Origin of the sequence: Streptomyces sp. NPDC090077 (assembly GCF_044747545.1) — a bacterium.
Taxonomy (GTDB): domain Bacteria; phylum Actinomycetota; class Actinomycetes; order Streptomycetales; family Streptomycetaceae; genus Streptomyces.
In genome coordinates, this window is sequence record NZ_JBIVEG010000031.1 from 36,392 (window position 1) to 49,096 (window position 12,705).

13 protein-coding genes are annotated in these 12,705 nt (G+C 72.2%); 7 read left to right on the forward strand and 6 right to left on the reverse strand.

Translation table 11 applies throughout. The features are described from left to right. Positions 1-57 precede the first annotated feature (57 nt). Positions 58-1,164: an NlpC/P60 family protein gene (locus ACIPW5_RS33385; RefSeq protein WP_401253143.1), complete on the reverse strand. Its 1,107-nt coding sequence runs from the start codon at positions 1,162-1,164 to the stop codon at positions 58-60. 275 nt (positions 1,165-1,439) lie between these two features. Further along, on the reverse strand, positions 1,440-2,252 hold the full coding sequence (locus ACIPW5_RS33390; protein WP_401253146.1) for a class I SAM-dependent methyltransferase: 813 nt from the start codon (positions 2,250-2,252) through the stop codon (positions 1,440-1,442). Positions 2,253-2,474: 222 nt separating this feature from the next. On the opposite strand from ACIPW5_RS33390, the gene mshA reads away from it, so the two are divergent. Beyond that, positions 2,475-3,857, forward strand: a complete 1,383-nt coding sequence (gene mshA, locus ACIPW5_RS33395; protein ID WP_401253149.1) for a D-inositol-3-phosphate glycosyltransferase — start codon at positions 2,475-2,477, stop codon at positions 3,855-3,857. Next, positions 3,850-4,353 (forward strand): YbjN domain-containing protein, encoded by a 504-nt coding sequence (locus tag ACIPW5_RS33400; RefSeq protein ID WP_401253152.1) that lies wholly within the window; start codon positions 3,850-3,852, stop codon positions 4,351-4,353. Before mshA ends, ACIPW5_RS33400 begins: the two co-directional genes overlap by 8 nt. A gap of 416 nt (positions 4,354-4,769) precedes the next feature. On the opposite strand, the gene ACIPW5_RS33405 is transcribed toward ACIPW5_RS33400, so the two are convergent. Next, positions 4,770-6,068 carry an MDR family MFS transporter gene (locus tag ACIPW5_RS33405; protein WP_401253154.1) on the reverse strand — a complete coding sequence of 433 codons (1,299 nt, stop codon included), beginning with the start codon at positions 6,066-6,068 and terminating at the stop codon, positions 4,770-4,772. Between the two features lie 139 nt (positions 6,069-6,207). On the opposite strand from ACIPW5_RS33405, the gene ACIPW5_RS33410 reads away from it, so the two are divergent. Beyond that, positions 6,208-6,966, forward strand: a complete 759-nt coding sequence (locus ACIPW5_RS33410; protein WP_401253157.1) for a phosphoglyceromutase — start codon at positions 6,208-6,210, stop codon at positions 6,964-6,966. A 239-nt stretch (positions 6,967-7,205) separates the two neighbouring features. Next, positions 7,206-7,385: a hypothetical protein gene (locus ACIPW5_RS33415; RefSeq protein ID WP_401253158.1), complete on the forward strand. Its 180-nt coding sequence runs from the start codon at positions 7,206-7,208 to the stop codon at positions 7,383-7,385. Positions 7,386-7,489: 104 nt separating this feature from the next. Here ACIPW5_RS33415 and ACIPW5_RS33420 read toward each other — a convergent pair whose 3' ends face one another. Next, positions 7,490-7,639, reverse strand: a complete 150-nt coding sequence (locus ACIPW5_RS33420; RefSeq protein WP_351889844.1) for a hypothetical protein — start codon at positions 7,637-7,639, stop codon at positions 7,490-7,492. Positions 7,640-7,747: 108 nt separating this feature from the next. Next, positions 7,748-8,425 (reverse strand): phosphate signaling complex protein PhoU, encoded by a 678-nt coding sequence (gene phoU, locus ACIPW5_RS33425; RefSeq protein ID WP_401253161.1) that lies wholly within the window; start codon positions 8,423-8,425, stop codon positions 7,748-7,750. Positions 8,426-8,635: 210 nt separating this feature from the next. On the opposite strand from phoU, the gene ACIPW5_RS33430 reads away from it, so the two are divergent. Next, the gene (locus ACIPW5_RS33430) at positions 8,636-9,874 is read left to right on the forward strand and encodes a sensor histidine kinase (RefSeq protein WP_401253164.1); all 1,239 of its coding nucleotides are present in this window, start codon (positions 8,636-8,638) and stop codon (positions 9,872-9,874) included. Further along, positions 9,871-10,551, forward strand: a complete 681-nt coding sequence (locus ACIPW5_RS33435) for a response regulator transcription factor (RefSeq protein ID WP_007265514.1) — start codon at positions 9,871-9,873, stop codon at positions 10,549-10,551. The genes ACIPW5_RS33430 and ACIPW5_RS33435 overlap by 4 nt, the downstream gene beginning before the upstream one ends. 288 nt (positions 10,552-10,839) lie before the next feature. Here the strand turns inward: ACIPW5_RS33435 and ACIPW5_RS33440 are convergent, their stop codons facing one another. Continuing rightward, complete coding sequence (locus ACIPW5_RS33440; RefSeq protein WP_401253167.1) at positions 10,840-11,523, reverse strand: DUF461 domain-containing protein; 684 nt, start codon at positions 11,521-11,523, stop codon at positions 10,840-10,842. Positions 11,524-12,078: 555 nt separating this feature from the next. Here ACIPW5_RS33440 and ACIPW5_RS33445 point away from each other — a divergent pair. Further along, on the forward strand, positions 12,079-12,561 hold the full coding sequence (locus tag ACIPW5_RS33445) for a CarD family transcriptional regulator (protein WP_003953493.1): 483 nt from the start codon (positions 12,079-12,081) through the stop codon (positions 12,559-12,561). Positions 12,562-12,705: the final 144 nt, after the last annotated feature.

Genomic DNA, 12,705 nt, shown 5'->3' on the forward strand with positions numbered 1-12,705 from the left:
GGCCTCCGGCAGCCTCGGGAGCGGGGTTCCCGGGACCGGTCGCCGCCCGGCCGCGGCTCACGCGTCGGGGCGGACCACCGCCTTGATCGGCATCGAGCCCGCGCCCGCCATCGTCACCGTGCGGCCCGGGCGCGGGGCGTGGACCATCGCGCCGTCGCCGACGTACATGCCGACGTGGGTCGCGTCGTCGAAGTAGATGATGAGGTCCCCCGGCCGCATGTCCTTGACCGCCACCTTCGGCAGCAGCCGCAGCTGCTCCTGCGAGGTGCGCGGGATCCCCCGCCCCGCCGCCAGCCAGGCCTGCGAGGTCAGTCCGGAGCAGTCGAAGGAGTCCGGGCCCGTCGCCCCCCAGACGTAGGGCTTCCCTATCTGCGCGGTCGCCCACTGCACGGCCCGCTTGCCCGCGTCGGTGGCGGCGCCGTTGACGTCCTTCATCCCGCCCGACGACAGCCACGCCGTCTGCGCCTTGTACTGCGCCTCCTGCTCCAGCTGGAGCAGCCGGGCCTTCTCCTCGGCCGCCAGCCGGTTCTCCAGGGCCTCCGCCGCCTTGATCTTCTCCTCGATCTCCTTCTTGGCGGCTTCCTTCTTGACCCTGTTGTCCTCCATCTTCTGCCAGAGCGCGGCCGCTTCCTTCGCGTACCGCTCCAAGTCCGTCTGCGTGCGGTTCAGTTCCGAGAGCAGGTCCGTGGTGGCCTTCTCGCCCTGCCGCAACCGGCCCGTCCCGTCCAGGTAGTCGGCCGGGCTGTCGCTCAACGCCAGCCGCGCGCCCGGCGGCAGGCCGCCCGAGCGGTACTGGGCGCGGGCGGCGGAGCCCGCGCGGTCCTTCAGGGAGGAGATCCGGTCCTGGCCCGCCACCACGAGGTTGGCGATCTGGACGATCCGCTCGGACTGCGCCTTCGTCTCGCCCTCCGCGAGGTTGTACGCGTCCGTCGCGGTGCCGGCCTGCCGGTAGAGGTCCTCGATCTCCTTGCGGACCTGTTCGAGGGACTTGGCGCCCGGCTCGGGAGCCGCCGGCGCGGCGGGGGCCGAAGGGGCCGAGGGTGCGCCCGGAGCGGCGTACGCGGTGCCCGCGAGCCCCGGGGCCGCCAGTATCGTCATGGCGCACAGCAGCGTGAGGGCGGACACGCCCTGCCGACGCGACGACGCTCGCTTCACGGTCCCCATGGCTCCCCCAGGCGCCCCAGGTCAGACCGATGCCACCGGCGGCCCGGCGGGCGGGCAGCCGGAATTCCGGGCAGAAGGGCGCGAACAGCCCTCATCCGGACCGGACATCAGATCTGACTATTCATCAGTAACTTGGCACTGTCACCGGGATGGTGCCACGACTCGGTGAATTCCAACACCCTCCGGATGCCCCACCGATCATGACGGCCCACACCCCGACCGTCCCAGCCGACTCAACGGACCGCCCCCGACGCCGGTTCCCCACCGCGCGAGGTTCACCCCGCCGGGCGCAACGCCTCCCACCGCACCGTCAGTTCCCCCTGCCGCCACCGCACCGGACCGTCCGCCAGCGGCCAGTCCGCGGCCAGCGCCCGCGCCGTCCGGATCCACCGCTGCCGCGCCCCGTACGAGGCGTACGGGGCCGCCGCCGCCCACGCCCGGTCGAAGTCGCGCAGGAACGCGTACACCGGCTCACCCGGCACGTTCCGGTGGATCAGCGCCTTCGGCAGCCGCTCCGCCAGGTCCGACGGCCGCTCCAGCGACCCCAGCCGCGTCGCGAACGTCACCGTGCGCGGCCCCTCCGGCCCCAGCGCCACCCACACGTGCCGCCGGCCGATCTCGTCGCAGGTCCCTTCCACCAGCAGCCCGCCCGGCGCCAGCCGGTCGCACAGCCGCTGCCACACCTCCGCGACCTGCTCCTCGTCGTACTGCCGCAGCACGTTCGCCGCCCGGATCAGCGCCGGCCGCTCCCCGCGCTCCAGCGGCACCTCGAAGCCGCCGTGCCGGAAACTCAGCCCCTCCCGCTCGTACGGCTTGGCCCCCGCCACCCGGGCCGGCTCGATCTCGATCCCGACCACCCGCACCGCCGGAGCCGCCTCCCGCAGCCGCGCCAGCAGCTCCACCGCCGTCCACGGCGCCGCCCCGTACCCCAGGTCCACCGCCACCGGCGCGTCCGCCCGGCGCAGCGCCGCCCCGTGCGCGGCGGCGATCCAGCGGTCCATGCGGCGCAGCCGGTTCGGGTTCGTCGTCCCGCGCGTCACGGTGCCCACGGGGCGCTTCGGGGACGGCGGAGTGCTGCGGGAGACCATGCGCCGAGCGTAAGCGGAGCCCGCGCCCAAGATAAAAATCCGGCAAACGAGCAGGAACTTCCGGGCTCCCGGAATGCGGCGGACCGCCATCCGGGTTGCACTCCTTGCAGGGCGCCGACAGCGCTCCCGCAGCCATGCCGCCCCACCGGCACTGCCGACCCGAACGCCAGAACGGGTCGCAGAGGACCGCCGACCGTCGTCCGAGCGAGAGGAACTGCTCCCTTGAGCCAGTACGTGTCCCGTCTCGGCGGCAGCATCAGCGGCCGCATCGCCGCCGCCCGCGGCGCCCGCCCCGACGCCCCCCGCCTGCGCCTCCCGGCCGTCGGCCACCACCGCAAGCCGCGCCGCGTGGCCATGCTCAGCGTGCACACCTCACCGCTGCACCAGCCCGGCACCGGCGACGCCGGCGGCATGAACGTCTACATCGTCGAGCTCGCCAAGCGGCTCGCCGCGATCAACATAGAGGTCGAGGTCTTCACCCGCGCCACCACCGGCGGCCTGCCGCCCGTGGTCGAACTGGCCCCCGGGGTCCTCGTACGGCACGTCGACGCCGGCCCCTACGAAGGCCTCGCCAAGGAAGAGCTGCCCGCCCAGCTGTGCGCCTTCACCCACGGCGTCATGCAGGCCTGGGCCCGCCACCGCCCCGGCCACTACGACCTCGTCCACTCCCACTACTGGCTCTCCGGCCACGTCGGCTGGCTCGCCGCCGAACGCTGGGGCGTCCCGCTCGTCCACGCCATGCACACCATGGCCAAGGTCAAGAACGCCGCCCTCGCCGAGGGCGACACCCCCGAGCCCGCCGCCCGCGTCATCGGCGAGACCCAGATCGTCGCCGCCGCCGACCGGCTCATCGCCAACACCGCCGAAGAGGCCGAGGAACTCGTACACCACTACGACGCCGACCCCGGCAAGGTCGCCGTCGTCCACCCCGGCGTCAACCTCGACCGCTTCACCACCGGCGACGGCCGCGCCGCCGCCCGCGCCCGCCTCGGCCTGCCGCAGGACGCCGTGATCCCGCTCTTCGCCGGCCGCATCCAGCCCCTCAAGGCCCCCGACATCCTGCTCCGCGCCGTCGCCGAACTCGTCGACCGCGACCCCTCGCTGCGCCGCCGCCTCTTCGTCCCCGTCGTCGGCGGCCCCAGCGGCAGCGGCCTCGCCAAGCCCGAGGGCCTCCAGAAGCTCGCCGCGAAGCTCGGCATCACCGACCTCGTCCACTTCCACCCGCCCGTCGCCCAGGACGGCCTCGCCGACTGGTTCCGGGCCGCGTCCGTGCTGGTCATGCCCTCGTACAGCGAGTCCTTCGGCCTCGTCGCCATCGAGGCCCAGGCCACCGGCACGCCCGTCCTCGCGGCGGAGGTCGGCGGGCTGCCCGTCGCCGTCAACGACGGGGTCACCGGGATCCTCGTACCCGGCCACGACCCGGTCGACTACGCCCGCCAGCTGCGCCGCTTCGTCGACGACCCCGGCCTCACCGACCGGATGGGCGCCGAGGCCGCCCGGCACGCCCAGTTCTTCGGCTGGGACACCGCCGCCAGCGGCACCGCCGACGTGTACACCGCGGCCATGCATGATCATCGCCGTCGCGTACGCTCCCACCATGGCTGACGCTGACACCGCCGCGATCATCGAGTCCACGCTGGCCGGCGCCGAGCTGAGCTGGGAGAGCCCCGAACCGGGCACGTACGTCGTCCAGCTCCCCGGCACCCGCAAGCTGAGCACCACCTGCGCGCTCCGCATCGGCCGGCACTCCCTGTCGGTCAACGCCTTCGTCATCCGCCACCCCGACGAGAACGAGGCGGGCGTCCACCGCTGGCTGCTGGAACGCAACCTCAAGCTCTACGGGATGGCGTACGCGGTGGACCCCCTCGGCGACGTCTACCTCACGGCCAGGCTCCCGCTCTCGGTGATCACCCCGGACGACCTGGACCGCCTCCTCGGCACGGTCCTGGAGGCGGCGGACGGCGCCTTCAACACCCTCCTGGAGCTGGGCTTCGCGAGCGCGATCCGGCGCGAGTACGAATGGCGCGTGGCGCGCGGCGAACCGACCCGCAACCTGGACGCCTTCAAGCACCTCACGCGGCCGGCGTCCCCTCCTTCTTGACGCGCCGCACTCCTTTTTCACGCGCCGCTCGCGCGGTGCGGCCGCGGGCGGCCTTACCGGCTTCGCGCCGCTGCGACAGCCTCCGGCCGTCGGACCGGGGGCGGGGCCGGTTTGGGTGGCTGGTGCCGGTGGGAGTGTGCGGGTGGGTGGGCCGCTGCGCGGAAGCGGGTCCCCTACCCACCCTTCCACCGTTCCCAGGGGCTCCGCCCCTGACCCCCTACGGCGCTACCGCGCCCGCGCCTCAAACGCCGGCGAGGCTGAAATCAGCCTCGCCGGCGTTTGAGGCGCGGGGGTCTGGGGGCGGAGCCCCCAGGAAGGGGTCCGGGCGCAGCCCGGGGAACGGGCGAAGGGCGGGTAGGGGAACCAGCCCCGCGCAGCGGCACCGCCGCCCCACCGCACCGGCCCCCTGCCAAGGGTCAGGCACCCCCGCCCGCAGGGGCGGCCACCGCCTCCGGGGCCTGGCCGGAGGCGGCGGGCACGCCCCCGGGCGCCGAGGCGACGGGCTCCGTACCCCCGTCCCGGAGCCCGCCCATCAGCACCCAGTACCCCACCGCCGCCACCGTCCCGAGCACACCGGTGGCCCCCCACAGCCACCCCGCCCCGTACCGGTCGATCACGAACCCGGCCATCAGCGGAGCCACCAGCGCCGCCACCGCCCACGACATCGTGTACATCCCCTGGTACCGCCCCCGCCCGTGCACCGGCGACAGCCGCACCACCAGCGCCATCTGCGTCGGCGAGTTCACGATCTCCGCCAGCGTCCACACGCACACCGTCAGCGCGTACGCCCACAGCGACCCCGCGAAGGCCGTCATCGCGAACCCGTAGCCCGCCAGCAGCGCCGAGGCGACCAGCAGCATCCGCGGGTCGCGGTGCTCGATGAACCGCGTCACCGGGATCTGCAGCATGACGATCAGCAGCCCGTTCGCCGCCACGACCAGCCCGTAGTCCCCCGGGGAGAAGCCCGCCTGCCCCATGGCCACCGGCAGCCCCACCGAACCCTGCGTGAAGATCAGCGAGATCAGGAACGACAGCCCGACCACCGCCATGAACCGGCCGTCCCGCAGCACGGTCCCCAGCCCGGTCTCCGGCTCCGTCCCCTTCTCCGCCTCCTCCTGCACCGGACGCGACTCCGGCAGCTTCGCGAACACCAGCACCGCGCACACCAGGGTCAGCGCGGCCTCGCCCAGGAAGCCGGCCAGGTAGCTGTACTCGGCGACCACGCCCGCCACCACCGAGCTGATCCCGAAGCCCAGGTTGATCGCCCAGTAGTTCAGCGCGAAGGCCCGCACCCGGTCCTCGGGCGGGACGATGTCCGACATCATCGCCTGGACCGCCGGCCGCGAGGCGTTCGACGCCATGCCCACCAGGCCCGCCACCGCCGCGATCGCCGCCGGGTGCTCCATGAACCCCAGCAGCGCCACCGACAGCGCCGTCGACACGTTCGCCGCCAGCATCGTGGGGCGCCGCCCCAGCCGGTCCGTCATCACGCCCGCCACCAGCGAGGACACCACCCCGCCGAGCCCGTGCAGGGCGACCACCAGTCCCGCGAAGGAGGCCGAATAGCCCCGGTCCAGGGTCAGGTACAAGGTCATGAACGTCGCGACGAAAGCCCCGAGCCGGTTCACCAGCGTGCTGGCCCACAGCCACCAGAACGCGCGCGGCAGACCTGAGACGCTCTCCCGGGCGGCCCGTCTCAAACTGGCAGCGGACATGCGGATTCCCCCGATGATGTAAGTACCCCTGGATCTGCTGGCACATTACGAACGAGGGCCCGTCGCAGTCCACTGGATTGACGCCGTCCGTCAATCGGAGGCGCGCGACCGCCCGCCGCCGTCCACTAGGCTCGTACGCATGGCCGACGCACCGTACAAGCTGATCCTCCTCCGCCACGGCGAGAGCGAATGGAACGCGAAGAACCTGTTCACCGGCTGGGTGGACGTCAACCTCAACGAGAAGGGCGAGAAGGAGGCGGTCCGCGGCGGTGAGCTGCTCAAGGACGCCGGCCTGCTCCCCGACGTCGTGCACACCTCGCTCCAGAAGCGCGCGATCCGCACCTCCCAGCTCGCGCTGGAGGCCGCCGACCGCCACTGGATCCCCGTGCACCGCTCCTGGCGCCTGAACGAGCGCCACTACGGCGCCCTCCAGGGCAAGGACAAGGCCCAGACCCTCGCCGAGTTCGGCGAGGAGCAGTTCATGCTGTGGCGCCGCTCGTACGACACCCCGCCGCCGGCCCTCGAGGACGGCACCGAGTTCTCCCAGTCCGAGGACCCGCGCTACGCCTCCATCCCGCCGGAGCTGCGCCCGCGCACCGAGTGCCTCAAGGACGTCGTCGTCCGCATGCTGCCGTACTGGTACGACGCGATCGTCCCGGACCTCCTCGACGGCCGCACCGTCCTGGTCGCCGCCCACGGCAACAGCCTCCGCGCCCTGGTCAAGCACCTGGACGGCATCTCCGACGCCGACATCGCGGGCCTGAACATCCCCACCGGCATCCCGCTCTCCTACGAGCTCGACGCCGACTTCAAGCCCCTCAACCCGGGCGGCACCTACCTCGACCCGGCCGCCGCCGCGGCCGCGATCGAAGCCGTCAAGAACCAGGGCAAGAAGTAGCACGTTCCGTGATCACGCCCCCCACCTGCGCCCGCGGCGCGGTGGGGGGCGTTTTCGTGTGGCCCGGCAAAAGTGGGCCGGGCCTAGTTCTGCTGGTGGAACTGCCTGGGAGCGGGGTCGGCCGCCGTGGTCGACTGGGTCTGCCGCGGGGGCGCTCCGCGCGGGCGGGCAACCCCACCGCCCGCGCAGGGCGCCCCCGTACGGCTCCCCCTCCAGCAGAGCGAAAGGCAAGACCCACCATGAAGCAGAAGGTCATCCTGCTCGCCGGTGCCCTGGCCCTGGCCGGCGGTGTCGCCATCGCGGTCCCCGCCACCGGTCAGGCGTCCGACGCCGGCCGCGGCCAGTCCGTCTCCACCCCCTCCCCGTACGCGACCGTGGCCGGCGAGTGGGGCACGGGCCGGAAGAACCCGCGCGCCTAGCGGCGTACGTCCCCGGGAACAGGAAGGCCCGGGGACGTACGCGCGCAGGGACGCCAGAGGGCCCCGTCCGGATCGGACGGGGCCCTCTGCGTGTCGTGGGCGGGTCAGCCGCCGCACTGGCACGGGGCGCCGGACTGGCAGCCGCAGCCGCAGCCCGAGCCGCAGCCGCAGGCCGCGAGCAGCGGGAGGCGCAGCGGCTCCGGGCGGGGCGGCTGCTCCTGTTCCGGCGTGATGGGGACAGGGGACTCGGGCATGGTGCCTCCTCGCAGGCGGCGTACGGGAAGTCGTGGTGCCTTCGCCTCATTCATGCCCAGCCACACCGGCGCGTCAACGGCGCATTGGGGCGTGCCGTGCGGAGCGGCTCAGACGCCCTCGACCTGCGTCGGCTGCTGCAGTTCGTCCGCGTGCTCACCCGTCACCAGGTACACCACGCGCTTCGCCACCGACACCGCGTGGTCCGCGAACCGCTCGTAGTAGCGGCCCAGCAGCGTCACGTCGACGGCCGTCTCGATGCCGTGCTTCCAGCGGTCGTCCATCAGGTGCTGGAACAGCGTGCGGTGCAGCTGGTCCATCTCGTCGTCGTCCTGCTCCAGCTGGAGCGCCAGGTCCACGTCCTTGGTGATGATGACCTCGGCCGCCTTCGCCATCAGGCGCTGCGCCAGCTGGCCCATCTCCAGGATCGTCGCGTGCAGGTCGCGGGGGACCGCGGTGTCCGGGAAGCGCAGCCGGGCCAGCTTCGCCACGTGCTGCGCCAGGTCGCCGGAGCGCTCCAGGTCGGCGCTCATGCGCAGCGAGGTGACGACGATGCGCAGGTCGGTGGCGACCGGCTGCTGCCGGGCCAGCAGGGCGATGGCGCGCGCCTCCAGGTCGTGCTGGAGGTCGTCCACCTTCTGGTCCGCGGCGATGACGCTCTCCGCGAGCTTCAGGTCGGCGTCGAGCATGGCGGTGGTGGCCCGCCCGATCGCGGAACCGACGAGCCGGGCCATCTCGACCAGGCTCTCTCCGATCGAGTCCAGTTCCTCGTGGTACGCGTCGCGCATGGTGTCCCTCTCCTGCCTGCTTGCCTGCTGCTCGCTACTGCTCGTGCGGGGCGTTCCGGCCCCACGTTTACACGTTCGGTCGCCAACGCGTCCGACTCCGGCATCACAAATGAATCAACCCCGTCGTCAGGGTGAACTCTGGGCGACGACTGTTCGAGGTGCCACCCGAACGGCTGTGGAAGTGTCGTCGTGCCTGCTTAACCTGGACGCATGGACGTGAACGCGGCGGTCGCCGCAGCTGCGGCGATCGCCGGTCTCTGCACCGGAGTGATCGCCATGCTGGCGTTCCGCTGGAGCGAGCGCGACCAGGCCCGCCCCACCCGGAGCTCCATGCGCCCCGACATCAACGCGGTGCTGCCGCCCGGAGTGGACACCGTCCTCTCCGTGCTCCGCTCCTCCGCCGTGGTCCTCGACGAGGGTGACGCGGTGGTCAAGGCCAGTTCGGCCGCGTACGCGCTCGGGCTGGTCCGCGGCGGCAAGCTGGCCGTGGAGCCCATGCTCCACATGGCCCGCGACACCCGCCGGGACGGCGAGATACGCCAGATCGAGCTCGACCTGCCCCGGCGCGGGACCGGCCGCGGCGAGGCCCTCGCGGTCTCCGCCCGGGTGGCCCCGCTGGGCTCCCGCCTGGTGCTGCTGCTGGTCGAGGACCTCACCGAGGCCCGCCGGATCGAAGCGGTGCGCCGCGACTTCGTCGCGAACGTCTCGCACGAGCTGAAGACCCCGGTCGGGGCGATCTCCCTGCTTTCCGAGGCGGTCATGGACGCCGCCGACGACCCCGAGGCGGTCACCCGCTTCGCCGGCCGCATGCAGATCGAGTCCACGCGGCTGATCAACCTCGTGCAGGAGCTCATCGACCTCTCCCGGGTACAGAACGACGAGGCCCTGGAGGACGCCGAGCCCGTACGGGTCGACACGCTCGTGGCGGAGGCCATCGACCGCTGCCGCCACACGGCCACCTCGAAGCAGATCACCATGGCCGCCGGCGGCACCGCCGACCTGCGGGTGTGGGGACACCGGGGGCAGCTGGCCGCCGCCCTCGGAAACCTCGTCGAGAACGCCGTGAACTACAGCCCGGCCCGCACCCGCGTCGGCATCGCCGCGCGCCGGGTGACGGCTCCCGGGGGAGACTTGATCGAGATCGCCGTGACCGACCAGGGCATCGGCATCCCGGAGAAGGACCGCGAGCGCATCTTCGAGCGCTTCTACCGCGTCGACCCGGCCCGCTCCCGCGCCACGGGAGGAACCGGCCTGGGCCTCGCGATCGTGAAGCACGTGGCGGCCTCGCACGGCGGGGAGGTGTCGGTGTGGAGCTCCGAGGGCCAGGGCTCCACGTTCACCCTGCGACTCCCCGAGGCGGCCGCGCCGGCCCCGGCGACCGCCACCGGACCCGCCAGACCCCAGCTTGACCCAGAACCTGTCATTCCTGCCCCGGAGGTCCTTCCGTGACCCGAGTGCTCGTCGTCGAGGATGAGGAATCCTTCAGCGACGCCCTGTCCTACATGCTCCGCAAGGAAGGCTTCGAGGTCGCGATCGCCGCGACGGGGCCCGACGGGCTCGACGAGTTCGAGCGCAACGGCGCCGACCTCGTCCTCCTGGACCTGATGCTGCCCGGCCTGCCGGGCACCGAGGTCTGCCGGCAGCTGCGCGGCCGCTCCAACGTTCCCGTGATCATGGTGACCGCGAAGGACAGCGAGATCGACAAGGTCGTCGGGCTGGAGATAGGAGCCGACGACTACGTCACGAAGCCCTTCTCCTCCCGGGAGCTGGTCGCCCGCATCCGCGCGGTCCTGCGCCGCCGCGGGGAGCCGGAGGAGGTCACCCCGGCGGCCCTGGAGGCCGGGCCCGTACGCATGGACGTGGACCGGCACGTGGTCACCGTCGCCGGCGCCAAGGTCGACCTCCCGCTGAAGGAGTTCGACCTGCTGGAGATGCTCCTGCGCAACGCGGGCCGCGTGCTGACCCGCATGCAGCTGATCGACCGGGTCTGGGGCGCGGACTACGTCGGCGACACCAAGACCCTGGACGTCCACGTCAAGCGCCTCCGGGCCAAGATCGAGCCGGACCCGGGTGCCCCGCGCTACCTGGTGACGGTGCGCGGCCTGGGCTACAAGTTCGAGCCGTAGGCCGACGGCGTACGGACGGGCCCCCACGGCCGGCCGGAGGCCGGCGCAGCGTCCCGAAGCCGGTGAGGCCCCCCGGGGCCGAGCCGCGCAAGGGGCGCACGGGGGAGGGGTTCGAGCCGGACCCGGGTGCCCCGCGCTACCTGGTGACGGTGCGCGGCCTGGGCTACAAGTTCGAGCCGTAGGCCGACGGGCTTCGAGTGGTCCTCTGGTGCTCCGGAGGCGTCCGCCAAAAGGGGAGGGCCCCCGCCGCGATGCGGCGGGGGCCCTCCCCTTTTGCTGCTGCTGCGCTCAGTGGCCCGCGCTGCGCGACGGCGACGCCGAGGCGGCGCCCGAGGCGGTGCCCGACGGGGTGGCGCCGGCGGACGGGGAGCCCGAGGCGGCGGGGGTGCCCGAGGCGCCCGGGGAGGGGGAGCCCGAGGGGGTGCCCGACGCGGCGGGGGCCGGTGCGGGGGCCGGGGCCTCGGTCGGGCCGTAGCCCGCGTACATGCCGGTGGCCGGGACGACGAAGGCGCCCAGCTCCACGTCACCGGCGGTGCTCAGCTGGAAGACGACGTCCTGCACGTTGCCGTTCTGCACGGCCTCGCGGCCGCCCTCGACGACGGCGGAGGCGTTGCCCTTGCCGCCCAGCACCACGGAGCCGCCGGCCGGCACGGTGATCTTGCCGGAGCCCTCGGCGGCCTTCAGGACCACCTTGGACTTGCCACCCTTGAGGGTGATCCCGTCCAGGGTCTGGGGCTTGCTGCCGGAGTTGAACACGGTCGCCGAGACGGCGGCCGGCCCCTTCTTGTCCTTCTCGCCCTTGGTGATCACCAGGGCGTTCTGGATCTTGATGTCGCCCTTGGTGACGGCGGCGTTGTCCGGCTTGATCTGGAGAGTCTGCGCGTCGTTGCCCGCACCGCACGCTGCGAGCGAAGCAAGGGAGAACACGACGGCGGTAGCGGCGAGAGCGCCGCGTCGAAGGCTGCGGCTCACGGCGGCGGCAACTCCTTGGACGTACGGACGGGACGGGTACAGGCTCAGGGTGGCCGAGGTAAAGCCGCCCTAAGGGTGTGTCAGCGCGCTTAGGTTACCGAGCCGCCGCCCCGCCCCCGCACCCGACCCTCCGCAGTGCGCGCACCGCGCTGCGCCGGTCCGGCGATCTTGCATTCCGCTATCCCGTCCGGGGCCGTCCCGTGATCAATTCCGGGAATCCCTCGAACGCGGCCGGATGATCAATTCGAGATTGGGCCTGAACCCGGTGCGTACGGGTGGCCGCCAGTCGAACGGAGTACTTCCGTTTCATGTCCAGGAACCCGGCAAAACGGGACGTACGTCACACTGGTGGCCGCGTCCGCCAGGTGTAACGTGGTCGTTTCGCCCGGTCCGCACAGCGCCTCCGACCTGCGAATACCCCCCTCCGGAAGCCTTCCGCAGCACGTTCGTGTCGCTGTTGTCAAGCCCCGAGATGTGCCCTGACCTGCGAAAACGCCATTCATAACAGTCAGTTCTCGTGTTACCCTGGATAGCCACGGAAGGGGTACCTGTCACATGACGTTCAAGGTTGGCGACACCGTGGTCTATCCCCATCACGGGGCCGCGCTGATCGAGGCCATCGAAACTCGCCAGATCAAAGGCGTGGACAAGACCTACTTGGTGCTCAAGGTCGCCCAGGGCGACCTGACGGTTCGTGTGCCTGCGGACAATGCAGAGTTCGTCGGCGTTCGCGACGTAGTCGGCCAGGACGGGCTGGACCGGGTCTTCGAGGTGCTCCGCGCACCGTATGCAGAAGAGCCCACGAACTGGTCCCGTCGTTACAAGGCAAATCTGGAGAAGCTCGCCTCCGGCGATGTCATCAAGGTCGCCGAAGTGGTGCGTGACCTGTGGCGTCGTGAGCGTGAGCGCGGTCTCTCCGCTGGAGAGAAGCGCATGCTCGCGAAGGCGCGTCAGATCCTGGTGAGCGAGCTCGCGCTCGCCGAGAACACCAACGAGGACAAGGCCGAGGCCCTCCTCGACGAGGTTCTTGCGTCCTGACGCACGAACCGGCCACAGTGTGCCGCGGTGCCCGATGACCCGCCCTCTCGATTCGAGAGGGCTGTTGCCGGGCGCTGCGGCACGTCTGCGTCCGGCCACCTCACCCGATTCACCCGGTCCGGGCACCGCGCCCGTCCGGTCCCG